The organism is Jejuibacter sp. L23, from assembly GCF_050815825.1.
GTDB lineage: Bacteria > Pseudomonadota > Gammaproteobacteria > Enterobacterales > Enterobacteriaceae > Jejubacter > Jejubacter calystegiae.
This window is the reverse complement of the sequence record NZ_CP138199.1, coordinates 4,763,471-4,784,764: the sequence shown is the minus strand read 5'-3', so window position 1 is coordinate 4,784,764 and position 21,294 is coordinate 4,763,471. Positions and strand designations below refer to the sequence as shown.

Below are 21,294 nucleotides of genomic sequence, written 5' to 3'. Positions count from 1 at the left end.
AGTATTTCCATGCCACGTCGTCGCGTCATTGGTCAGCGTAAAATTCTGCCGGATCCGAAGTTCGGATCTGAACTGCTGGCTAAATTTGTGAACATCCTGATGGTAGACGGTAAGAAGTCTACCGCTGAAGCAATCGTATACAGCGCGCTTGAGACCCTGGCTCAGCGCTCTGGTAAAGCCGAACTGGAAGCGTTTGAAATCGCCCTTGAAAACGTGCGCCCGACTGTCGAAGTTAAGTCGCGCCGCGTAGGTGGTTCTACCTACCAGGTTCCGGTTGAAGTTCGTCCGGTTCGTCGTAATGCTCTGGCAATGCGCTGGATCGTTGAAGCTGCTCGTAAACGCGGTGATAAATCCATGGCTCTGCGCCTGGCGAACGAACTTTCTGACGCTGCAGAAAACAAAGGTACTGCAGTTAAGAAACGTGAAGACGTTCACCGTATGGCAGAAGCCAACAAGGCGTTCGCACACTATCGCTGGTAATCCCACGACAGTGTAAGTCACCAGGCGGGCGCTTTAAGAAGCTGCCCGCGCTGGGTAACTCACTTGAACGCCTAAGGCAATAGAGGAATCAAATGGCTCGTACAACACCTATTGAGCGCTACCGTAACATCGGTATCAGCGCACACATCGACGCCGGTAAAACCACGACTACCGAACGTATTCTGTTCTACACCGGTATCAACCATAAGATCGGTGAAGTTCATGACGGCGCTGCCACTATGGACTGGATGGCTCAGGAGCAGGAGCGTGGTATCACCATCACCTCTGCTGCGACCACTACGTTCTGGCAGGGTATGGCGAAGCAGTATGAACCGCATCGCATCAACATCATCGACACCCCAGGGCACGTTGACTTCACCATCGAAGTAGAACGTTCCATGCGTGTGCTCGACGGTGCGGTCATGGTTTACTGTGCAGTCGGTGGTGTTCAGCCGCAGTCTGAAACCGTATGGCGTCAGGCAAACAAATATAAAGTTCCGCGTATCGCGTTCGTTAACAAAATGGACCGCATGGGTGCGAACTTCCTGAAAGTTGTTGACCAGATCAAAACCCGTCTGGCGGCTACCCCGGTCCCGCTGCAGCTGGCGATCGGTGCCGAAGACGCTTTCACCGGTGTTGTTGACCTGGTGAAAATGAAGGCCATCAACTGGAACGATGAAGATCACGGCGCAACCTTCACCTATGAAGATATTCCGGCTGACATGCAGGATCTGGCTGAAGAATGGCACCAGTTCCTGATCGAGTCTGCTGCAGAAGCTTCTGAAGAGCTGATGGAGAAATACCTCGGCGGTGAAGAACTGACTGAAGAAGAGATCAAAAAGGCTCTGCGTCAGCGCGTTCTGGACAACGAGATCATCCTGGTCACCTGTGGTTCTGCATTTAAGAACAAAGGTGTGCAGGCGATGCTGGATGCGGTCATCGATTACCTGCCGGCACCGACTGACGTTCCGGCGATCAAAGGTATGCTGGACGACGGTAAAGATACCCCGGCTGAGCGTCACTCTGACGACAAAGAGCCGTTTGCGGCGCTGGCGTTCAAAATCGCCACCGACCCGTTTGTGGGTAACCTGACCTTCTTCCGCGTGTACTCTGGTGTGGTTAACTCCGGTGATACCGTGCTGAACTCCGTGAAGTCTGCTCGTGAGCGCTTTGGTCGTATCGTTCAGATGCACGCTAACAAGCGTGAAGAGATCAAAGAAGTTCGTGCGGGCGACATCGCTGCTGCGATCGGTCTGAAAGACGTGACTACCGGTGACACCCTGTGCGATCCGGACGCGCCGATCATCCTGGAGCGTATGGAATTCCCTGAGCCGGTAATCTCCATCGCCGTTGAGCCGAAGACCAAGTCTGACCAGGAAAAAATGGGTCTGGCACTGGGTCGTCTGGCCAAGGAAGACCCGTCTTTCCGCGTATGGACTGACGAAGAGTCTAACCAGACCATTATCGCCGGTATGGGTGAGCTGCACCTCGACATCATCGTTGACCGTATGAAGCGTGAATTCAACGTTGAAGCGAACGTGGGTAAACCTCAGGTTGCTTACCGCGAAGCGATTCGCCAGAAAGTTACCGATATCGAAGGTAAGCATGCGAAGCAGTCTGGTGGTCGTGGTCAGTACGGTCACGTTGTGATCGACATGTATCCGCTGGAGCCGGGTTCAAACCCGAAAGGCTACGAATTTATCAACGAGATCAAAGGTGGTGTTATTCCTGGCGAATACATCCCGGCTGTTGATAAAGGTATCCAGGAGCAGCTCAAGTCTGGCCCGCTGGCGGGTTACCCGGTAGTTGACCTCGGCGTGCGTCTGCACTTCGGTTCCTACCACGACGTTGACTCCTCCGAGCTGGCGTTTAAACTGGCCGCTTCTATCGCCTTTAAAGAGGGCTTTAAGAAGGCGAAGCCGGTTCTGCTTGAGCCGATCATGAAGGTTGAAGTTGAGACTCCGGAAGAGAACACTGGTGACGTTATCGGTGACCTGAGCCGTCGTCGCGGCATGCTGCGCGGTCAGGAATCCAACGTAACTGGCGTTGTTATTCATGCTGAAGTTCCGTTGTCTGAAATGTTTGGTTATGCAACCGACCTGCGTTCTCTGACCAAGGGTCGCGCATCTTACTCCATGGAATTCCTGAAGTATGATGATGCACCGAACAACGTTGCTCAGGCCGTTATCGAAGCCCGCGGTAAATAAGCCCAGGGTTTTAATACAATGATCCCGTGCTCTCCTTTCCACAGGGAGAGCACAGAAAGTAAGGAATATAGTCGTGGCTAAAGAAAAATTTGAACGTACAAAACCCCACGTCAACGTCGGTACTATCGGCCACGTTGACCATGGTAAAACCACTCTGACCGCTGCTATCACCACCGTACTGGCTAAGACCTACGGCGGTGCTGCTCGCGCATTCGACCAGATCGATAACGCGCCGGAAGAGAAAGCTCGTGGTATCACCATCAACACCTCTCACGTTGAGTATGACACCCCGACTCGCCACTACGCGCACGTTGACTGCCCCGGGCACGCCGACTACGTGAAAAACATGATCACCGGTGCTGCTCAGATGGACGGCGCTATCCTGGTTGTTGCTGCAACTGACGGCCCGATGCCGCAGACCCGTGAGCACATCCTGCTGGGCCGCCAGGTAGGCGTACCGTGCATCATCGTGTTCATGAACAAGTGCGACATGGTTGATGACGAAGAGCTGCTGGAACTGGTTGAGATGGAAGTTCGTGAGCTGCTGTCTCAGTACGACTTCCCGGGCGACGACTGCCCGGTTATCCGCGGTTCCGCACTGAAAGCGCTGGAAGGCGAAGCTCAGTGGGAAGAGAAAATCATCGAACTGGCTAACGCTCTGGATACCTACATCCCTGAGCCGGAGCGCGACACCGACAAGCCGTTCCTGCTGCCGATCGAAGACGTATTCTCCATCTCCGGTCGTGGTACCGTTGTTACCGGTCGTGTAGAAACCGGTATCATCAAAGTGGGCGACGAAGTAGAAATCGTTGGTATCAAAGATACTGCGAAGACCACCTGTACTGGCGTTGAAATGTTCCGCAAACTGCTGGACGAAGGCCGTGCTGGTGAGAACTGTGGCGTTCTGCTGCGTGGTACCAAGCGTGATGAAATCCAGCGTGGCCAGGTTCTGGCTAAGCCGGGCTCCATCAAGCCGCACACCAAGTTCGAAGCAGAAGTTTACGTTCTGTCCAAAGACGAAGGCGGCCGTCACACTCCGTTCTTCAAAGGCTACCGTCCGCAGTTCTACTTCCGTACTACTGACGTGACGGGTTCCATCACTCTGCCGGAAGGCGTAGAGATGGTAATGCCGGGCGACAACATCAAAATGAATGTTGAGCTGATTCACCCGATCGCAATGGACCAGGGTCTGCGCTTCGCAATCCGCGAAGGCGGCCGTACCGTTGGCGCGGGCGTTGTTGCTAAAGTTGAAGCTTAATTTCTTTTAAGCTGAACGAAAAAGGCGCCTTCGGGCGCCTTTTTGCTATCTGTTGTAAGTGAATTGTAGTACTCACATGATCTTCTTCCCGCGATGCGCTATTGTAATCATAACTATTCTCATTTAGAATTTGCGCAGTTTTTGAACGGGAGTTGTTATGTACGTTTGCTTATGTAACGGCGTGAGTGATAAAAAAATCCGCCAGGCCGTGCGCCAGTTTCATCCCCAGTCTTTTCAGCAGTTGCGTAAATTTATCCCCATTGGCAATCAGTGTGGTAAGTGCGTGAGAGCTGCCCGTGAGATCATGCAGGAAGAGATGATCCAGATGCCGGAATTCAAAGAGATCGCCTGAGTCCGCAATTGATCACTGAGTGCTGCCGACGCTGTTGGTAACCTCAGGTTTAGCGGGGATAGTTTGACTTACCCCGTAGCCCTTCTACGCTTTTTTGTAGTGGAAGCGGAGGGTTAAAAATGAAAGGTGACGTTAAGATAATAAATTATCTCAATAAATTATTGGGAAATGAGCTTGTCGCAATCAATCAGTACTTTCTTCATGCCAGAATGTTCAAGGACTGGGGGTTGATGCGTCTGAATGACGTTGAATACCACGAGTCCATTGATGAAATGAAACACGCCGATAAATACATCGAGCGCATCTTGTTTCTTGAAGGCATTCCTAATCTCCAGGATCTGGGTAAGTTACGCATCGGCGAAGATGTGGAAGAGATGCTGCGTTCCGATCTGCAACTGGAGATGGAAGGCGCTAAAGACCTGCGGGAGGCCATTGCCTATGCTGACAGCATCCATGACTACGTCAGCCGGGACATGATGATCAAGATTCTTGAAGAAGAGGAGCATCACATCGACTGGCTGGAAACGGAGCTGGGGTTGATAGATAAGATTGGCCTGCAGAACTATATACAGTCCCAGATTAAGGAAGAGGAGTAACCCTCTTTCTGATTCAGTTACCGGCGGGGGAGGGGCTTCTCCGCCGAATGCCGTTGACAGTGACGCTTTTCTAAACAGCGCTTGCTTAAGTGTGATATTCACGTATAATGCGCGGGCTTGTCATTATTGACGGCGGGTTCGACGGAACCCTGTGGTAATCTTCTCTTTTTTGGATTGCCGACAATGCTCCCAATCGGGGAGCTACGCAAGAACGATTACACTCCCCCATCAATCGTAATGGGTGTGAGGAGTAATTCTTTTCGTCTATAAATAATTGGAGCTCTGGTCTCATGCAGAACCAAAGAATCCGTATCCGCCTGAAAGCGTTTGATCATCGCCTGATCGATCAATCAACCGCGGAAATCGTCGAGACTGCCAAGCGCACTGGTGCGCAGGTACGTGGTCCGATCCCGCTGCCGACCCGCAAAGAGCGCTTCACCGTTCTGATCTCTCCGCACGTTAACAAAGACGCGCGCGATCAGTACGAAATCCGCACTCACAAGCGTCTGGTTGACATCGTTGAGCCAACCGAGAAAACCGTTGATGCTCTGATGCGTCTGGATCTGGCTGCCGGTGTAGACGTGCAGATCAGCCTGGGTTAATCAGGGTCATTGAGCGATTGAGAGGTTGAAACAATGATTGGTTTAGTCGGTAAAAAAGTGGGCATGACCCGCATCTTCACTGAAGAAGGCGTTTCTATCCCCGTAACCGTTATCGAAGTAGAAGCAAACCGCGTTACCCAGGTTAAAGATCTGGCGAGCGATGGCTACCGTGCAGTTCAGGTTACCACTGGTGCTAAAAAAGCAAACCGCGTAACCAAGCCGGAAGCGGGTCACTTCGCTAAAGCTGGCGTTGAAGCTGGCCGTGGTCTGTGGGAATTCCGCCTGGCTGAAGGCGAAGAGTTCACCGTAGGTCAGGACATTAGCGTTGAGCTGTTTGCTGAAGTTAAGAAAGTTGACGTAACTGGCACCTCTAAAGGTAAAGGTTTCGCCGGTACCGTTAAGCGCTGGAACTTCCGTACCCAGGACGCGACTCACGGTAACTCCTTGTCTCACCGCGTTCCGGGTTCTATCGGTCAGAACCAGACTCCGGGCAAAGTATTCAAAGGCAAGAAAATGGCAGGTCAGATGGGTAATGAGCGTGTAACCGTTCAGAGCCTGGACGTAGTACGCGTTGACGCTGAGCGCAACCTGCTGCTGGTTAAGGGTGCTGTTCCGGGTGCAACCGGCTGCGACCTGATCGTTAAACCGGCTGTGAAGGCGTGAGGAGATAGCAATGGAATTAGTACTGAAAGACGCGCAGAGCGCGCTGACTGTTTCCGAAACTACCTTCGGTCGTGATTTCAACGAAGCGCTGGTACACCAGGTTGTAGTTGCATACGCTGCAGGTGCTCGTCAGGGTACCCGTGCGCAGAAAACCCGTGCTGAAGTGACTGGCTCCGGTAAAAAACCGTGGCGCCAGAAAGGTACTGGTCGTGCACGTTCCGGTTCCATCAAGAGCCCGATCTGGCGCTCTGGTGGCGTAACCTTCGCTGCACGTCCGCAGGACCACAGTCAAAAAGTTAACAAAAAGATGTACCGCGGCGCGCTGAAAAGCATTCTGTCCGAGCTGGTACGTCAGGATCGTCTGATCGTCGTCGAGAAGTTTGCAGTCGATGCGCCGAAGACCAAACTGCTGGCGCAGAAACTGAAAGACATGGCGCTGGAAGATGTGCTGATCATCACTGGTGAGCTGGACGAGAACCTGTTCCTGGCCGCACGTAACCTGCACAAGGTTGACGTTCGCGACGCAACGGGTATCGACCCGGTTAGCCTGATCGCCTTCGACAAAGTCGTCATGACTGCTGACGCTGTTAAGCAAGTTGAGGAGATGCTGGCATGATCCGTGAAGAACGTCTGCTGAAAGTGCTGCGTGCACCGCACGTTTCTGAAAAAGCGTCTACTGCGATGGAAAAAAACAACACCATCGTTCTCAAAGTTGCTAAAGACGCGACCAAAGCAGAAATCAAAGCTGCTGTGCAGAAACTGTTTGAAGTCGAAGTCAATGACGTACGTACCCTGATCGTTAAGGGTAAGGTTAAGCGTCATGGACAGCGTATCGGTCGTCGTAGCGACTGGAAAAAAGCTTACGTCACCCTGAAAGAAGGCCAGAATCTGGACTTCATTGGCGGCGCTGAGTAAGTCGGAGGAGTAAAGAACAATGGCAATTGTTAAGTGTAAACCGACATCTCCGGGTCGTCGCCACGTCGTTAAAGTGGTGAACCCTGAGCTGCACAAGGGCAAACCTTTTGCTCCGTTGCTGGAGAAAAACAGCAAGTCCGGTGGCCGTAACAACAATGGCCGTATCACTACCCGTCACATCGGTGGTGGTCACAAGCAGGCTTACCGTATTGTTGACTTCAAGCGCAACAAAGATGGTATCCCGGCAGTTGTTGAGCGTCTTGAGTACGATCCGAACCGTTCCGCGAACATCGCGCTGGTTCTGTACAAAGATGGCGAGCGCCGTTACATCCTGGCCCCTAAAGGCCTGAAAGCTGGCGACCAGATTCAGTCTGGCGTTGATGCTGCTATCAAAACCGGCAACACCCTGCCGATGCGCAATATCCCGGTTGGTTCTACCGTTCATAACGTAGAAATGAAGCCGGGTAAAGGCGGCCAGCTGGCTCGCTCTGCAGGCGCATACGTGCAGATCGTTGCTCGCGACGGTGCATACGTTACCCTGCGTCTGCGCTCTGGCGAGATGCGTAAGGTTGAAGCCGAATGCCGCGCGACACTGGGCGAAGTCGGTAACGCAGAACATATGCTGCGCGTACTGGGTAAAGCTGGTGCCAGCCGCTGGCGTGGTGTTCGTCCGACCGTTCGCGGTACTGCGATGAACCCGGTAGATCACCCGCACGGTGGTGGTGAAGGTCGTAACTTTGGTAAGCACCCGGTATCCCCGTGGGGCGTTCAGACCAAAGGTAAGAAGACCCGTAGCAACAAGCGTACTGATAAGTTCATCGTACGTCGCCGTAGCAAAAAATAATTTTAGAGGATAAGCCATGCCACGTTCTCTCAAGAAAGGTCCTTTTATTGACCTGCACTTGCTGAAGAAGGTAGAGAAAGCGGTGGAAAGCGGTGACAAGAAGCCCCTGCGCACCTGGTCCCGTCGTTCAACGATCTTTCCTAACATGATCGGTTTGACCATCGCTGTCCATAATGGTCGTCAGCACGTTCCGGTATTCGTAACCGATGAAATGGTCGGTCACAAACTGGGTGAATTCGCGCCGACCCGTACTTATCGCGGCCACGCGGCTGATAAGAAAGCCAAGAAACGTTAAGAGAGGAGGAAGAGATGGAAACTATCGCTAAACATCGCCATGCTCGTTCTTCTGCTCAGAAGGTTCGCCTGGTGGCTGACCTGATCCGCGGTAAGAAAGTGTCGCAGGCTCTTGAAGTTCTGACCTACACCAATAAGAAAGCGGCTGTACTGGTCAAGAAAGTTCTGGAATCTGCCATTGCTAACGCTGAACACAACGATGGCGCTGATATCGACGATCTGAAAGTCACGAAAATCTTCGTCGACGAAGGTCCGACCATGAAACGCATTATGCCGCGTGCCAAAGGTCGTGCAGATCGCATCCTGAAGCGCACCAGCCACATTACTGTGGTTGTGTCCGATCGCTGAGACTCTGGAGACTAGCAATGGGTCAGAAAGTACATCCTAATGGTATTCGCCTGGGTATTGTAAAACCCTGGAACTCTACCTGGTTCGCGAACACCAAAGAATTCGCTGACAACCTGGACAGCGATTTTAAAGTACGCCAGTACCTGACTAAGGAACTGGCTAAAGCGTCCGTATCCCGCATCGTTATCGAGCGTCCGGCTAAGAGCATCCGTGTGACCATTCACACCGCTCGCCCGGGTATCGTTATCGGTAAAAAAGGTGAAGACGTAGAGAAACTGCGCAAGGCCGTAGCCGATCTGGCTGGCGTACCTGCTCAGATCAATATCGCCGAAGTTCGTAAGCCTGAACTGGACGCTAAACTGGTAGCTGACAGCATCACTTCTCAGCTGGAGCGTCGTGTGATGTTCCGTCGCGCGATGAAGCGTGCTGTTCAGAACGCTATGCGTCTGGGCGCTAAAGGTATCAAAGTTGAAGTTAGCGGCCGTCTGGGCGGCGCGGAGATCGCACGTACCGAATGGTACCGTGAAGGTCGTGTTCCGCTGCACACCCTGCGTGCTGATATCGACTACAACACTTCCGAAGCGCACACCACTTACGGTGTAATCGGCGTTAAGGTATGGATCTTCAAAGGTGAGATCCTTGGTGGTATGGCTGCTGTTGAACAGGCGGAAAAACCGGCTGCTCAACCCAAGAAGCAGCAGCGTAAAGGCCGTAAATAAGGAGCGTCGCTGATGTTACAACCAAAGCGTACAAAATTCCGTAAAGTGCACAAAGGCCGCAACCGTGGTCTGGCTGCCGGTACGGATGTTAGCTTCGGCACTTTCGGTCTCAAAGCTGTTGGCCGTGGTCGTCTGACTGCCCGTCAGATCGAAGCAGCACGTCGTGCAATGACCCGTGCAGTTAAGCGTCAGGGTAAGATCTGGATCCGTGTATTCCCGGACAAACCGATCACCGAGAAGCCGCTGGAAGTGCGTATGGGTAAAGGTAAAGGTAACGTGGAGTATTGGGTTGCCTTGATTCAGCCGGGTAAAGTCCTGTACGAGATGGACGGTGTGCCGGAAGAGCTGGCCCGTGAAGCATTCAAGCTGGCAGCAGCGAAACTGCCCATCAAAACCACCTTTGTAACTAAGACGGTGATGTAATGAAAGCAAAAGAGCTGCGTGAAAAGAGCGTTGAAGAGCTGAACACCGAGCTGCTTAACCTGCTGCGCGAGCAGTTCAACCTGCGTATGCAGGCGGCAAGTGGCCAGCTGCAACAGACTCACCTGTTGAAGCAAGTGCGTCGTGATGTCGCACGCGTTAAGACTTTACTGACTGAGAAGGCGGGTGCGTAATGACCGATAAAATCCGTACTCTGCAGGGTCGTGTTGTTAGCAACAAAATGCAGAAATCTGCCGTTGTTGCTATCGAACGTTTCGTGAAGCACCCGATCTACGGTAAATTCATTAAACGTACGACTAAACTGCACGTACACGACGAGAATAACGAATGCGGTATCGGCGACGTGGTAGAAATCCACGAGTGCCGTCCGATTTCCAAGACCAAGTCCTGGACTCTCGTTCGCGTTGTAGAGAAAGCGGTTCTGTAATACAGTACCTCTTTCATACAAGATAAACGGCCCAGCGATGGGCCGTTTATTTTTTCTACCCATAGCAGGCCGGTGGTGTTATAATGCCGCGCCCTTGATTATGGGGCTTTCTAACGACCTGTTTATATTAGGTCCCGAAGTAGTAGTAGTTGACATTAGCGGAGCACTGAAATGATCCAAGAACAGACTATGCTGAACGTCGCCGACAACTCCGGCGCGCGTCGCGTAATGTGTATCAAGGTTCTGGGTGGCTCGCACCGTCGCTACGCAGGCGTCGGCGACATCATCAAAATCACCATCAAGGAAGCAATTCCTCGTGGCAAGGTGAAGAAAGGCGATGTGCTGAAGGCGGTAGTGGTGCGCACCAGGAAGGGTGTTCGTCGCCCTGACGGTTCTGTCGTTCGCTTCGATGGCAATGCTTGTGTTCTTCTGAACAATAACAGCGAGCAGCCGATCGGTACGCGTATTTTTGGGCCGGTTACTCGTGAACTTCGTTCTGAGAAGTTTATGAAAATCATCTCTCTGGCACCAGAAGTACTCTAAGGAGCGAACATGGCAGCGAAAATCCGTCGTGATGACGAAATTATCGTGCTGACCGGCAAAGATAAAGGTAAGCGCGGTAAAGTAAAAAATGTCCTGACTTCTGGTAAGGTCATCGTTGAAGGTATCAACCTGGTTAAGAAACACCAGAAGCCGGTTCCGGCTCTGAACCAGCCGGGTGGCATCGTTGAAAAAGAAGCTGCAATCCAGCTTTCCAACGTTGCGATCTTCAATGCGGCAACCGGTAAAGCGGACCGTGTAGGCTTTAGATTTGAAGACGGCAAAAAAGTCCGTTTCTTTAAGTCTAATGGCGAAACAATCAAGTAATTTGGAGTAGTACGATGGCGAAACTGCATGATTACTACAAAGACGAAGTAGTTAAAAAACTCATGACAGAGTTTAACTACAATTCTGTCATGCAAGTCCCTCGGGTCGAGAAGATTACCCTGAACATGGGTGTTGGTGAAGCGATCGCTGACAAGAAACTGCTGGATAATGCAGCAGCGGATCTGGCAGCTATCTCCGGTCAAAAGCCGTTAGTCACCAAAGCACGCAAATCTGTTGCAGGCTTCAAAATCCGTCAGGGCTATCCGATCGGCTGTAAAGTAACTCTGCGTGGCGAACGCATGTGGGAGTTCCTTGAGCGCCTGATCACCATTGCTGTACCGCGTATCCGTGACTTCCGTGGCCTGTCCGCGAAGTCTTTCGACGGTCGTGGCAACTACAGCATGGGTGTCCGTGAGCAGATCATCTTCCCGGAAATCGACTATGACAAGGTCGATCGCGTTCGTGGTCTGGATATCACCATTACCACCACTGCGAAATCCGATGATGAAGGCCGCGCTCTGCTGGCAGCCTTTGACTTCCCGTTCCGCAAGTAAACCAGGGTTACGTTCATGGCTAAGCAATCAATGAAAGCTCGCGAAGTTAAGCGTGCCGCACTGGCCGATAAATACTTCGCTAAACGCGCTGAACTGAAAGCAATCATTTCAGACGTGAACGCTTCCGACGAAGATCGTTGGAATGCCGTTCTCAAGCTGCAGACTCTGCCGCGTGATTCCAGCCCGTCCCGTCAGCGTAATCGCTGCCGTCAAACAGGTCGTCCGCACGCATTCCTGCGGAAGTTCGGGTTGAGCCGTATTAAGGTCCGTGAAGCCGCTATGCGCGGTGAAATCCCGGGTCTGAAAAAGGCTAGCTGGTAATTGTCACCAATTGAATCACGGGAGTAAAGACAGATGAGCATGCAAGATCCGATCGCGGATATGCTGACCCGTATCCGTAACGGTCAGGCCGCGAACAAAGTTGCGGTCACCATGCCTTCCTCCAAGCTGAAAGTGGCAATTGCCAAAGTGCTGAAGGAAGAAGGTTATATCGAAGATTTTAAAACTGAAGGCGACACTAAGCCTGAACTGGAACTGACTCTTAAGTATTTCCAGGGCAAGGCTGTGGTAGAGAGCATTCAGCGTGTCAGCCGCCCGGGCCTGCGCATCTATAAGCGAAAAGATGAGCTGCCGAAAGTTATGGCCGGTCTGGGTATTGCTGTCGTTTCTACCTCTAAAGGTGTTATGACCGATCGTGCAGCGCGCCAGGCTGGTCTTGGTGGCGAAATTATCTGCTACGTAGCCTAATCGGAGGAAAAAATGTCTCGTGTTGCTAAAGCACCGGTCGTTATTCCTGCCGGCGTTGACGTTAAAATCAACGGTCAGGTTATTACGATCAAAGGTAAAAACGGCGAGCTGACTCGTACTATCAACGATGCTGTTGAAGTGAAGAATGCCGACAATGCGCTGACCTTCGGTCCGCGTGACGGCTTCACTGACGGCTGGGCACAGGCGGGTACCGCTCGTGCACTGCTGAACTCAATGGTTATCGGTGTTACCGAAGGCTTCACTAAGAAGCTGCAGCTGGTTGGTGTAGGTTATCGTGCAGCGGTTAAAGGCAATGTGCTGAACCTGTCTCTGGGTTACTCACATCCGATTGACCATCAGCTGCCGGCAGGCGTTACTGCTGAATGTCCGACTCAGACTGAAATCGTGCTGAAAGGCGCTGATAAGCAGGTGATCGGCCAGGTTGCTGCTGACGTGCGCGCCTACCGTCGTCCTGAGCCGTATAAAGGCAAGGGTGTTCGTTACGCCGACGAAGTCGTGCGTACCAAAGAGGCTAAGAAGAAGTAAGGTAACACTATGGATAAGAAATCTGCTCGTATCCGTCGTGCGACCCGCGCACGCCGCAAGCTCAATGAGCTGGGTGCGACTCGCCTGGTGGTACATCGTACCCCGCGTCATATTTACGCCCAGGTAATCGCACCGAACGGTTCTGAAGTTTTGGTAGCCGCTTCTACTGTAGAAAAAGCTATCTCTGAGCAACTGAAGTACACCGGAAACAAAGACGCTGCCGCCGCTGTCGGTAAAGCTGTCGCTGAGCGCGCTCTGGAAAAAGGCATCAAAGATGTTTCTTTCGACCGCTCTGGTTTCCAATATCATGGTCGTGTCCAGGCACTGGCAGATGCTGCCCGTGAAGCTGGCCTTCAGTTCTAAGGTAGAGGTGTAAGATGGCTCACATCGAAAAACAAGCTGGCGAACTGCAGGAAAAGCTGATCGCGGTGAACCGCGTATCTAAGACTGTTAAAGGTGGCCGTATTTTCTCCTTCACCGCTCTGACTGTAGTGGGTGATGGTAACGGTCGCGTAGGTTTTGGTTACGGTAAAGCCCGTGAAGTTCCGGCAGCGATCCAGAAAGCGATGGAAAAAGCCCGTCGCAACATGATTAACGTCGCGCTGAACAACGCTACCCTGCAGCACCCGGTTAAAGGTGTTCACACGGGTTCTCGCGTGTTCATGCAGCCGGCTTCTGAAGGTACCGGTATCATCGCCGGTGGTGCAATGCGCGCCGTCCTGGAAGTCGCTGGGGTTCATAACGTTCTGGCTAAGGCCTATGGTTCCACTAACCCGATCAACGTGGTTCGTGCAACCATCGATGGTCTGGAGAACATGAATTCCCCGGAAATGGTCGCTGCCAAGCGTGGTAAATCCGTTGAAGAAATTCTGGGGTAATTGACCATGGCAAAGACTATTAAAATCACTCAAACCCGCAGCGCTATCGGTCGTTTGCCGAAACATAAGGCAACGCTGCTTGGCCTGGGTCTGCGTCGTATTGGTCACACCGTAGAGCGCGAGGATACTCCTGCTGTACGCGGTATGGTCAACGCGGTTTCCTTCATGGTTAAAGTTGAGGAGTAAGAGATGCGTTTAAATACTCTGTCTCCGGCCGAGGGCTCCAAGCGCGAAGGTAAGCGTCTGGGTCGTGGTATCGGTTCAGGCCTCGGTAAAACCGGTGGTCGTGGTCACAAAGGTCAGAAGTCTCGTTCTGGCGGTGGCGTACGTCGCGGTTTCGAGGGTGGCCAGATGCCGCTGTACCGTCGTCTGCCGAAGTTCGGCTTCACCTCTCGCAAAGCTATGGTTACCGCAGAAGTTCGTCTGTCTGACCTGGCTAAAGTGGAAGGCGACGTAGTTGACCTGAACACGCTGAAAGCAGCTAACATTATCGGCATCCAGATCGAGTTCGCGAAAGTGATCCTGGCTGGTGAGGTAACTCGTCCGGTAACCGTTCGCGGTCTGCGTGTCACCAAAGGTGCGCGTGCTGCTATCGAAGCTGCTGGCGGTAAAATCGAGGAATAAGTAGCAGATGGCAAAGCAACCGGGATTAGATTTTCAAAGTGCTAAAGGCGGCCTCGGCGAGCTGAAACGCAGACTTCTGTTTGTTATCGGTGCGCTGATCGTGTTCCGTATTGGCTCTTTTATTCCGATCCCTGGTATTGATGCCGCTGTACTTGCCAAACTGCTCGATCAACAGCGTGGCACCATCATTGAAATGTTCAACATGTTCTCTGGTGGTGCCCTGAGCCGTGCTTCTATCTTCGCACTGGGTATCATGCCGTATATTTCGGCATCGATTATTATCCAACTGCTGACGGTGGTTCATCCCGCCCTGGCTGAGCTGAAGAAAGAAGGGGAGGCTGGCCGTCGTAAGATTAGCCAGTACACCCGTTACGGAACGTTGGTGTTAGCGATATTCCAGTCGGTCGGTATTGCGACCGGTCTGCCGAATATGCCTGGGATGCAGGGTCTGGTGATTAATCCGGGCTTTGCGTTCTATTTCACCGCTGTTGTTAGTCTGGTCACGGGAACCATGTTCCTGATGTGGCTTGGCGAACAGATTACAGAGCGGGGTATCGGTAACGGTATCTCAATCATAATCTTCGCGGGTATTGTCGCGGGTCTTCCGCCGGCGATCGCCCACACTATCGAGCAGGCGCGGCAGGGCGACCTGCACTTCCTCCTGTTGCTGTTGGTTGCAGTATTGGTATTCGCCGTGACCTTCTTCGTGGTGTTTGTTGAACGTGGTCAACGCCGCATTGTGGTGAACTACGCCAAACGCCAGCAGGGCCGCCGCGTCTATGCTGCACAGAGCACACATTTACCGCTGAAAGTGAATATGGCAGGGGTCATCCCGGCAATCTTCGCTTCCAGTATTATTCTGTTCCCGGCGACCATCGCGTCGTGGTTCGGGGGCGGAACGGGTTGGAACTGGCTGACAACAATTTCGCTGTATTTGCAGCCTGGGCAACCGCTTTATGTGTTACTCTATGCGTCTGCAATCATCTTCTTCTGTTTCTTCTACACGGCGTTGGTTTTCAACCCGCGTGAAACAGCAGATAACCTGAAGAAGTCCGGTGCATTTGTACCAGGAATTCGTCCGGGAGAGCAAACGGCGAAGTATATCGATAAAGTAATGACCCGCTTGACCCTGGTCGGCGCGCTTTACATTACCTTTATCTGCCTGATCCCGGAGTTCATGCGTGATGCGATGAAAGTGCCGTTCTACTTCGGTGGGACCTCACTGCTTATTGTCGTCGTGGTCATCATGGACTTTATGGCTCAAGTGCAAACTCTGATGATGTCCAGTCAGTACGAGTCTGCATTGAAGAAGGCGAACCTGAAAGGCTACGGTCGTTAAGGCGCCTGAGAAGTTACGGAGAGTAAAAATGAAAGTTCGTGCTTCCGTCAAGAAATTATGCCGTAACTGCAAAATCGTTAAGCGTGATGGTGTCATCCGCGTGATTTGCAGTGCCGAGCCGAAGCATAAACAGCGTCAAGGCTGATTATCTCGCATATTTTTCTTGCAAAGTTGGGTTGAGCTGGCTAGATTAGCCAGCCAATCTTTTGTATGTCTGTACGTTTCCATTTGAGTATCCTGAAAACGGGCTTTTCAGCATGGGACGTACAAATCTAATAGTAGGAGTGCATAGTGGCCCGTATAGCAGGCATTAACATTCCTGATCACAAACATGCTGTAATCGCGTTAACCGCTATTTATGGCGTCGGCAAAACCCGCTCCAAGGCCATCTGTGCCGCTGCGGGCATCGCTGAAGATGTTAAGATCAGTGAGCTGTCTGAAGAACAGATCGACACGCTGCGTAACGAAGTAGGTAATTTCGTCGTAGAAGGTGATTTGCGCCGTGAAGTAACCCTGAGCATCAAGCGTCTGATGGACCTTGGTTGCTACCGTGGTTTGCGTCATCGTCGTGGTCTGCCGGTTCGCGGTCAGCGTACCAAGACCAACGCACGTACCCGTAAGGGTCCGCGTAAACCGATCAAGAAATAATCGGGGTGATTGAATAATGGCAAAGGCACCTATTCGTGCACGTAAGCGTGTAAGAAAGCAAGTCTCTGACGGCGTGGCTCATATCCATGCTTCTTTCAACAACACCATCGTTACCATTACTGATCGTCAGGGTAACGCTCTGGGTTGGGCAACTGCCGGTGGTTCCGGTTTCCGTGGTTCTCGTAAATCTACGCCGTTCGCAGCTCAGGTAGCAGCAGAGCGTTGCGCAGAAGCCGTGAAAGATTACGGTATCAAGAACCTGGAAGTTATGGTTAAGGGACCGGGTCCGGGCCGCGAATCTACCATTCGTGCTCTGAACGCCGCTGGTTTCCGCATCACGAACATTACTGATGTGACTCCGATCCCTCACAACGGTTGTCGTCCGCCGAAAAAACGTCGCGTATAACGCCCGTTTTTAGGAATGTTGGAGAAAGAAAATGGCAAGATATTTGGGTCCTAAGCTCAAGCTGAGCCGTCGCGAGGGCACAGACCTGTTCCTTAAGTCTGGCGTTCGCGCGATCGATACCAAGTGTAAAATTGAACAGGCTCCTGGCCAGCACGGTGCGCGTAAACCGCGTCTGTCTGACTATGGTGTACAGTTACGTGAGAAGCAGAAAGTTCGCCGTATGTATGGCGTTCTGGAACGTCAGTTCCGTAACTACTACAAAGAAGCAGCGCGTCTGAAAGGCAACACCGGTGAAAACCTGCTGGCTCTGCTGGAAGGTCGTCTGGACAACGTTGTATACCGTATGGGTTTTGGTGCCACTCGTGCAGAAGCACGTCAGCTGGTAAGCCACAAAGCTATCATGGTAAACGGTCGTGTTGTTAACATCGCTTCTTATCAGGTTAGACCGAGCGACGTTGTATGCGTACGTGAGAAAGCTAAAAAGCAGTCTCGCGTTAAGGCCGCTCTGGAGCTGGCCGAGCAGCGTGAAAAGCCTACCTGGCTGGAAGTTGATGCTGGCAAGATGGAAGGCACGTTCAAGCGTAAGCCGGAGCGTTCTGATCTGTCTGCGGACATTAACGAACACCTGATCGTCGAGCTTTACTCCAAGTAAAGCTTAGTACCAAAGAGAGGACACAATGCAGGGTTCTGTGACAGAGTTTCTAAAACCGCGCCTGGTAGATATCGAGCAAGTGAGTTCGACGCACGCCAAGGTGACCCTTGAGCCTTTAGAGCGTGGCTTTGGCCATACTCTGGGTAACGCACTGCGCCGTATTCTGCTTTCATCGATGCCGGGTTGCGCGGTGACCGAGGTTGAGATTGATGGTGTACTTCATGAGTACAGCACCAAAGAAGGCGTTCAGGAAGATATCCTGGAGATCCTGCTCAACCTGAAAGGGCTGGCGGTGAAAGTTCAGGGCAAAGATGAAGTTATTCTTTCTCTGAATAAATCTGGCATTGGCCCTGTAACCGCAGCCGATATCACCCATGACGGTGATGTCGAAATCGTCAAGCCGCAGCATGTGATCTGCCACCTGACCGATGAAAACGCATCTATTAGCATGCGTATCAAAGTTCAGCGCGGCCGTGGTTATGTTCCGGCGTCTGCCCGAATTCATTCGGAAGAAGATGAGCGCCCGATCGGTCGTCTGCTGGTCGACGCCTGCTACAGCCCTGTAGAGCGTATTGCCTACAATGTTGAAGCAGCGCGTGTTGAGCAGCGTACCGACCTGGACAAGCTGGTCATCGAAATGGAAACCAACGGCACTATCGATCCTGAAGAGGCGATTCGTCGTGCGGCAACCATCCTGGCCGAACAACTGGAAGCTTTCGTTGACCTGCGTGATGTACGTCAGCCGGAAGTGAAAGAAGAGAAACCAGAATTCGATCCGATCCTGCTGCGCCCTGTTGACGATCTGGAATTGACTGTCCGCTCTGCTAACTGCCTTAAGGCAGAAGCTATCCACTACATCGGTGATCTGGTACAGCGTACCGAGGTTGAGCTGCTTAAAACGCCTAACTTGGGTAAAAAATCTCTTACCGAGATTAAAGACGTGCTGGCCTCTCGTGGTCTGTCTCTGGGCATGCGCCTGGAAAACTGGCCGCCGGCAAGCATTGCTGACGAATAACCGGATCGCAGGTTAAGGTTTTACTGAGAAGGATAAGGTCATGCGCCATCGTAAGAGTGGTCGTCAACTGAACCGCAACAGCAGCCATCGCCAGGCTATGTTCCGCAATATGGCAGGCTCTCTGGTTCGTCATGAGATCATCAAGACGACCCTGCCGAAAGCGAAAGAGCTGCGTCGCGTAGTTGAGCCGCTGATTACTCTTGCCAAGACCGACAGCGTAGCTAATCGTCGTCTGGCATTCGCCCGTACTCGTGATAACGAGATCGTGGCAAAACTGTTTAACGAGCTGGGCCCGCGTTTCGCGAGCCGTGCAGGTGGTTACACTCGCATTCTGAAGTGTGGCTTCCGCGCAGGTGATAACGCACCGATGGCATACATCGAGCTGCTGGATCGCCCTGAGCCGCAAGCAGAAGCTGCTGCAGAGTAATCTGCCGCATGTAAAAAAACCCGCCCCGGCGGGTTTTTTTATATCTGGCGTTTTCCTCCTCCCCTGAATCCTCGTATCCTTATTTCATAACTCCCACGGAGATTCGCGATGTGGCTGATTGATGAATGGGCCGAGCGCCATATCCAGGAAGCGCAACGTAAGGGCGAACTGGACTCCCTGCCAGGCAGCGGTGAACCGCTTGAGCTTGATGATGACTCTCATGTTCCCTCTGAGCTACGTGCCGGTTACCGGTTATTAAAGAATGCCGGCTGTCTGCCACCAGAACTGGAAATGCGTAAAGAAGCTATCGAACTTGCTGATTTACTGAAGGGGATCCATCAGTTACACCCGGACTATAAGGCGGTGAGTAAACGTCTTTCCCTGCTGGAACTGCGTCTGCGGCAGGCTGGCATTAGCACCGATTTCCTTTATGGCAACTACGCCGATAAACTACGACAGCGCTTGCCTGAAGAGTAATGCTGACGCCTGTTGCGGCACTCGATACCGCGGCGCATAATAGCGCCGATTCCGTAATACCATCATGATGAGGTTTATTCTATGAGTCGCTATCAGCATAAACGCGGCAAGATTCAGGACAATGCCCTGGAGGCTTTGTTGCACGATCCGCTCTTTCGCCAGCGGATAGAAAAGAACAGCAAGGGCAAGGGGAGCTATAAACGTAAGGCTAAACATGGCGGTAAGGACTGGCAGGAGGCCAGTGGCAAGCAAGCGATGCGCTTTTTTACCACTGGTCTTCTCCCCCTTCGGTCCCAGCTTCTTCTTATCCCTTCTTTCTGATCCCACGTTCCGATAATCTCCGGTTATCATATAATAACACAATGATATTTAAGGGTTTTATTCCCTGTCCTCTATCACAAAAACCAAAAAACGTAATACCCAAACCAGAATTGATGGCTGTTGCAGCGGGCTAACTCTTTTCATACTGCCCTGGCCGGAAGCGCTCAGGTGCCCGGCATAAAAGGTGCGTTTCTTACAGAATGCCAGTCGCTGTATCACCCATTTTGTAGATTCCTTTAATCCACTTACTTCTGGTTGGGGGCCGAAATGGCGTTAACGCTGAAAGATAAGATTGGTTACGGTCTGGGGGACACCGCCTGCGGATTTGTCTGGCAGGCAACCATGTTTCTGCTGGCCTATTTCTATACGGATGTCTTTGGCCTGTCGGCTGGAGTGATGGGCACGTTATTTCTGATCTCGCGGATCCTGGATGCTGTCACCGATCCGCTGATGGGACTGCTGGTTGACCGTACCCGAACCCGCTATGGGCAGTTCCGCCCTTATCTGCTCTGGGGCGCGATCCCGTTTGGTATCGTCTGCGTCATGACCTTCTACACGCCCGATTTTTCGCAGACCGGCAAGATAGTTTATGCCAGCGTGACCTATATCCTGCTGACCCTGGTCTATACCTTTATCAATGTTCCCTACTGCGCGATGCCCGGCACGCTTACCAACGATCCCAAACAGCGCCATGCGCTGCAGTCCTGGCGCTTTTTTCTGGCGGCGGCGGGCGCGCTGGCGATCAGCGGTATCGCCTTGCCGTTGGTTGGCCTGATTGGCAAAGGCGATGAGCGGCTGGGGTATTTTGGCGCGATGTGTGTGCTCGGTATTACTGGTGTAGTTCTGCTGTATATCTGCTTTTTCACTACCCGCGAACGCTATCAGTTTGCTCCTCAGCCAGGGGCTTCGGTGACGCGCGATCTTCGATTGCTGTTGGGCAATGGTCAGTGGAGAATTATGTGCACTTTCAAGATGATGGCGACTTGCTCCACAGTAGTTCGCGGTGGTGCCACCCTCTATTTTGTGAAATATGTGATGGATCATCCTGCGCTGGCAACGCAGTTTCTGCTCTATGGCAGTATTGCCACTATGTTTGGCTCCCTTTGCTCCTCCCGCTTACTCGGGCGTTTCGATCGCCTTGTGGCATTCCGGTGGATTATCGGTATCTATTCATTGATTAGTCTGCTGATTTTCTTTATTCCGGCCGATAGCATTGCCATGCTTTTTGCCCTGAATATTCTGTTCCTGTTTATCTTTAATACCACCACGCCTCTGCAGTGGCTGATGGCCTCTGATGTGGTTGATTATGAAGAGAGCCGCAGTGGTCGTCGCCTGGACGGTCTGGTGTTTTCCACCTATCTCTTCAGCCTCAAGATCGGTCTTGCGATTGGCGGCGCGCTTATTGGCTGGATCCTGGCCGCTGCCAATTACTCTTCCAGCGCTGTGACCCAGCCGGAGAACGTAGTGACCTCAATCAGGTTACTGTTCTGCATTGTCCCCGTCATTCTCTATGCCGGTATGTTCGTTATGTTGCATCTCTACAAACTGGACAGCCGCAGAGTGGAAGAGATTAGCCGCCAGTTAGAGAAAAAACGCCAGCAGCAGTCGGAAGCGCCAGCCTCCTCTGCGGTTGCAGTTTCCAGTTAA

General features: G+C 52.3%; 36 protein-coding genes. All 36 read left to right on the top strand.

Annotation, left to right across the window (positions count from 1 at the left end; all coding sequences use genetic code 11):
• Window positions 1-9 precede the first annotated feature (9 nt).
• The 36 genes from rpsG to SCU88_RS22705 all read left to right on the top strand — a co-directional run bounded on the left by rpsG (window position 10) and on the right by SCU88_RS22705 (window position 21,294).
• Entirely contained in the window at window positions 10-480 is a 471-nt protein-coding gene (rpsG, locus tag SCU88_RS22880; RefSeq protein WP_138094443.1) for a 30S ribosomal protein S7, read from the top strand.
• A gap of 92 nt (window positions 481-572) precedes the next feature.
• The gene (gene fusA, locus SCU88_RS22875; RefSeq protein ID WP_138094441.1) at window positions 573-2,687 is read left to right on the top strand and encodes an elongation factor G; all 2,115 of its coding nucleotides are present in this window, start codon (window positions 573-575) and stop codon (window positions 2,685-2,687) included.
• Between the two features lie 73 nt (window positions 2,688-2,760).
• A complete protein-coding gene (gene tuf / locus SCU88_RS22870; RefSeq protein WP_138094439.1) occupies window positions 2,761-3,945 on the top strand; it encodes an elongation factor Tu in 1,185 nt (394 codons plus the stop codon).
• Window positions 3,946-4,102: 157 nt separating this feature from the next.
• Window positions 4,103-4,297 carry a bacterioferritin-associated ferredoxin gene (gene bfd / locus SCU88_RS22865; RefSeq protein WP_138094437.1) on the top strand — a complete coding sequence of 65 codons (195 nt, stop codon included), beginning with the start codon at window positions 4,103-4,105 and terminating at the stop codon, window positions 4,295-4,297.
• Window positions 4,298-4,416: 119 nt separating this feature from the next.
• A complete protein-coding gene (bfr, locus tag SCU88_RS22860; protein ID WP_138094435.1) occupies window positions 4,417-4,893 on the top strand; it encodes a bacterioferritin in 477 nt (158 codons plus the stop codon).
• 290 nt (window positions 4,894-5,183) lie between these two features.
• A complete protein-coding gene (gene rpsJ, locus SCU88_RS22855) occupies window positions 5,184-5,495 on the top strand; it encodes a 30S ribosomal protein S10 (RefSeq protein ID WP_001181005.1) in 312 nt (103 codons plus the stop codon).
• Between the two features lie 33 nt (window positions 5,496-5,528).
• The gene (gene rplC, locus SCU88_RS22850; RefSeq protein WP_138094433.1) at window positions 5,529-6,158 is read left to right on the top strand and encodes a 50S ribosomal protein L3; all 630 of its coding nucleotides are present in this window, start codon (window positions 5,529-5,531) and stop codon (window positions 6,156-6,158) included.
• 10 nt (window positions 6,159-6,168) lie between these two features.
• Complete coding sequence (gene rplD / locus SCU88_RS22845) at window positions 6,169-6,774, top strand: 50S ribosomal protein L4 (protein ID WP_138094431.1); 606 nt, start codon at window positions 6,169-6,171, stop codon at window positions 6,772-6,774.
• A complete protein-coding gene (rplW, locus tag SCU88_RS22840) occupies window positions 6,771-7,073 on the top strand; it encodes a 50S ribosomal protein L23 (RefSeq protein WP_012768102.1) in 303 nt (100 codons plus the stop codon). The genes rplD and rplW overlap by 4 nt, the downstream gene beginning before the upstream one ends.
• Window positions 7,074-7,092: 19 nt before the next feature.
• Window positions 7,093-7,917, top strand: a complete 825-nt coding sequence (gene rplB, locus SCU88_RS22835) for a 50S ribosomal protein L2 (RefSeq protein ID WP_138094429.1) — start codon at window positions 7,093-7,095, stop codon at window positions 7,915-7,917.
• Between the two features lie 16 nt (window positions 7,918-7,933).
• Entirely contained in the window at window positions 7,934-8,212 is a 279-nt protein-coding gene (gene rpsS, locus SCU88_RS22830) for a 30S ribosomal protein S19 (RefSeq protein WP_017374152.1), read from the top strand.
• Between the two features lie 14 nt (window positions 8,213-8,226).
• Window positions 8,227-8,559 carry a 50S ribosomal protein L22 gene (gene rplV, locus SCU88_RS22825; protein ID WP_138094427.1) on the top strand — a complete coding sequence of 111 codons (333 nt, stop codon included), beginning with the start codon at window positions 8,227-8,229 and terminating at the stop codon, window positions 8,557-8,559.
• A 17-nt stretch (window positions 8,560-8,576) separates the two neighbouring features.
• Entirely contained in the window at window positions 8,577-9,278 is a 702-nt protein-coding gene (rpsC, locus tag SCU88_RS22820; RefSeq protein WP_138094425.1) for a 30S ribosomal protein S3, read from the top strand.
• Window positions 9,279-9,290: 12 nt separating this feature from the next.
• Complete coding sequence (gene rplP / locus SCU88_RS22815) at window positions 9,291-9,701, top strand: 50S ribosomal protein L16 (RefSeq protein WP_008927134.1); 411 nt, start codon at window positions 9,291-9,293, stop codon at window positions 9,699-9,701.
• On the top strand, window positions 9,701-9,892 hold the full coding sequence (rpmC, locus tag SCU88_RS22810) for a 50S ribosomal protein L29 (RefSeq protein WP_004388609.1): 192 nt from the start codon (window positions 9,701-9,703) through the stop codon (window positions 9,890-9,892). The genes rplP and rpmC overlap by 1 nt, the downstream gene beginning before the upstream one ends.
• A complete protein-coding gene (rpsQ, locus tag SCU88_RS22805; protein WP_138094423.1) occupies window positions 9,892-10,146 on the top strand; it encodes a 30S ribosomal protein S17 in 255 nt (84 codons plus the stop codon). The genes rpmC and rpsQ overlap by 1 nt, the downstream gene beginning before the upstream one ends.
• Before the next feature lie 171 nt (window positions 10,147-10,317).
• On the top strand, window positions 10,318-10,689 hold the full coding sequence (gene rplN, locus SCU88_RS22800; protein ID WP_035344535.1) for a 50S ribosomal protein L14: 372 nt from the start codon (window positions 10,318-10,320) through the stop codon (window positions 10,687-10,689).
• 9 nt (window positions 10,690-10,698) lie between these two features.
• Window positions 10,699-11,013, top strand: coding sequence for a 50S ribosomal protein L24 (gene rplX, locus SCU88_RS22795; protein ID WP_138094421.1), 315 nt, complete (start codon window positions 10,699-10,701; stop codon window positions 11,011-11,013).
• A 14-nt stretch (window positions 11,014-11,027) separates the two neighbouring features.
• A complete protein-coding gene (rplE, locus tag SCU88_RS22790) occupies window positions 11,028-11,567 on the top strand; it encodes a 50S ribosomal protein L5 (protein WP_138094419.1) in 540 nt (179 codons plus the stop codon).
• 15 nt (window positions 11,568-11,582) lie between these two features.
• Window positions 11,583-11,888 carry a 30S ribosomal protein S14 gene (gene rpsN, locus SCU88_RS22785; protein WP_138094417.1) on the top strand — a complete coding sequence of 102 codons (306 nt, stop codon included), beginning with the start codon at window positions 11,583-11,585 and terminating at the stop codon, window positions 11,886-11,888.
• A gap of 33 nt (window positions 11,889-11,921) precedes the next feature.
• A complete protein-coding gene (gene rpsH / locus SCU88_RS22780) occupies window positions 11,922-12,314 on the top strand; it encodes a 30S ribosomal protein S8 (RefSeq protein WP_138094415.1) in 393 nt (130 codons plus the stop codon).
• 12 nt (window positions 12,315-12,326) lie between these two features.
• Window positions 12,327-12,860, top strand: coding sequence for a 50S ribosomal protein L6 (gene rplF, locus SCU88_RS22775; protein ID WP_138094413.1), 534 nt, complete (start codon window positions 12,327-12,329; stop codon window positions 12,858-12,860).
• 9 nt (window positions 12,861-12,869) lie between these two features.
• Window positions 12,870-13,223 (top strand): 50S ribosomal protein L18, encoded by a 354-nt coding sequence (gene rplR / locus SCU88_RS22770; RefSeq protein ID WP_138094411.1) that lies wholly within the window; start codon window positions 12,870-12,872, stop codon window positions 13,221-13,223.
• Window positions 13,224-13,237: 14 nt separating this feature from the next.
• Window positions 13,238-13,738 carry a 30S ribosomal protein S5 gene (rpsE, locus tag SCU88_RS22765; RefSeq protein ID WP_138094409.1) on the top strand — a complete coding sequence of 167 codons (501 nt, stop codon included), beginning with the start codon at window positions 13,238-13,240 and terminating at the stop codon, window positions 13,736-13,738.
• Between the two features lie 6 nt (window positions 13,739-13,744).
• Complete coding sequence (gene rpmD, locus SCU88_RS22760; protein ID WP_001140434.1) at window positions 13,745-13,924, top strand: 50S ribosomal protein L30; 180 nt, start codon at window positions 13,745-13,747, stop codon at window positions 13,922-13,924.
• Between the two features lie 3 nt (window positions 13,925-13,927).
• The gene (rplO, locus tag SCU88_RS22755; protein ID WP_154776078.1) at window positions 13,928-14,362 is read left to right on the top strand and encodes a 50S ribosomal protein L15; all 435 of its coding nucleotides are present in this window, start codon (window positions 13,928-13,930) and stop codon (window positions 14,360-14,362) included.
• Window positions 14,363-14,369: 7 nt separating this feature from the next.
• Window positions 14,370-15,701, top strand: a complete 1,332-nt coding sequence (gene secY, locus SCU88_RS22750; RefSeq protein WP_138094405.1) for a preprotein translocase subunit SecY — start codon at window positions 14,370-14,372, stop codon at window positions 15,699-15,701.
• A gap of 28 nt (window positions 15,702-15,729) precedes the next feature.
• Complete coding sequence (gene rpmJ / locus SCU88_RS22745) at window positions 15,730-15,846, top strand: 50S ribosomal protein L36 (protein WP_000868187.1); 117 nt, start codon at window positions 15,730-15,732, stop codon at window positions 15,844-15,846.
• 146 nt (window positions 15,847-15,992) lie between these two features.
• A complete protein-coding gene (gene rpsM / locus SCU88_RS22740) occupies window positions 15,993-16,349 on the top strand; it encodes a 30S ribosomal protein S13 (RefSeq protein ID WP_138094402.1) in 357 nt (118 codons plus the stop codon).
• 16 nt (window positions 16,350-16,365) lie between these two features.
• Window positions 16,366-16,755 (top strand): 30S ribosomal protein S11, encoded by a 390-nt coding sequence (gene rpsK / locus SCU88_RS22735; protein WP_116938351.1) that lies wholly within the window; start codon window positions 16,366-16,368, stop codon window positions 16,753-16,755.
• Window positions 16,756-16,786: 31 nt separating this feature from the next.
• The gene (gene rpsD, locus SCU88_RS22730; RefSeq protein WP_138094400.1) at window positions 16,787-17,407 is read left to right on the top strand and encodes a 30S ribosomal protein S4; all 621 of its coding nucleotides are present in this window, start codon (window positions 16,787-16,789) and stop codon (window positions 17,405-17,407) included.
• 25 nt (window positions 17,408-17,432) lie between these two features.
• Window positions 17,433-18,422, top strand: coding sequence for a DNA-directed RNA polymerase subunit alpha (locus SCU88_RS22725; protein WP_138094398.1), 990 nt, complete (start codon window positions 17,433-17,435; stop codon window positions 18,420-18,422).
• Window positions 18,423-18,462: 40 nt separating this feature from the next.
• The gene (gene rplQ / locus SCU88_RS22720; protein ID WP_138094396.1) at window positions 18,463-18,849 is read left to right on the top strand and encodes a 50S ribosomal protein L17; all 387 of its coding nucleotides are present in this window, start codon (window positions 18,463-18,465) and stop codon (window positions 18,847-18,849) included.
• A gap of 108 nt (window positions 18,850-18,957) precedes the next feature.
• Window positions 18,958-19,326, top strand: coding sequence for a DUF1992 domain-containing protein (locus SCU88_RS22715; RefSeq protein WP_138094394.1), 369 nt, complete (start codon window positions 18,958-18,960; stop codon window positions 19,324-19,326).
• An 81-nt stretch (window positions 19,327-19,407) separates the two neighbouring features.
• A complete protein-coding gene (locus SCU88_RS22710) occupies window positions 19,408-19,647 on the top strand; it encodes an alternative ribosome rescue factor ArfA (protein ID WP_175339993.1) in 240 nt (79 codons plus the stop codon).
• Window positions 19,648-19,914: 267 nt separating this feature from the next.
• Window positions 19,915-21,294 (top strand): glycoside-pentoside-hexuronide (GPH):cation symporter, encoded by a 1,380-nt coding sequence (locus tag SCU88_RS22705; protein WP_175339992.1) that lies wholly within the window; start codon window positions 19,915-19,917, stop codon window positions 21,292-21,294.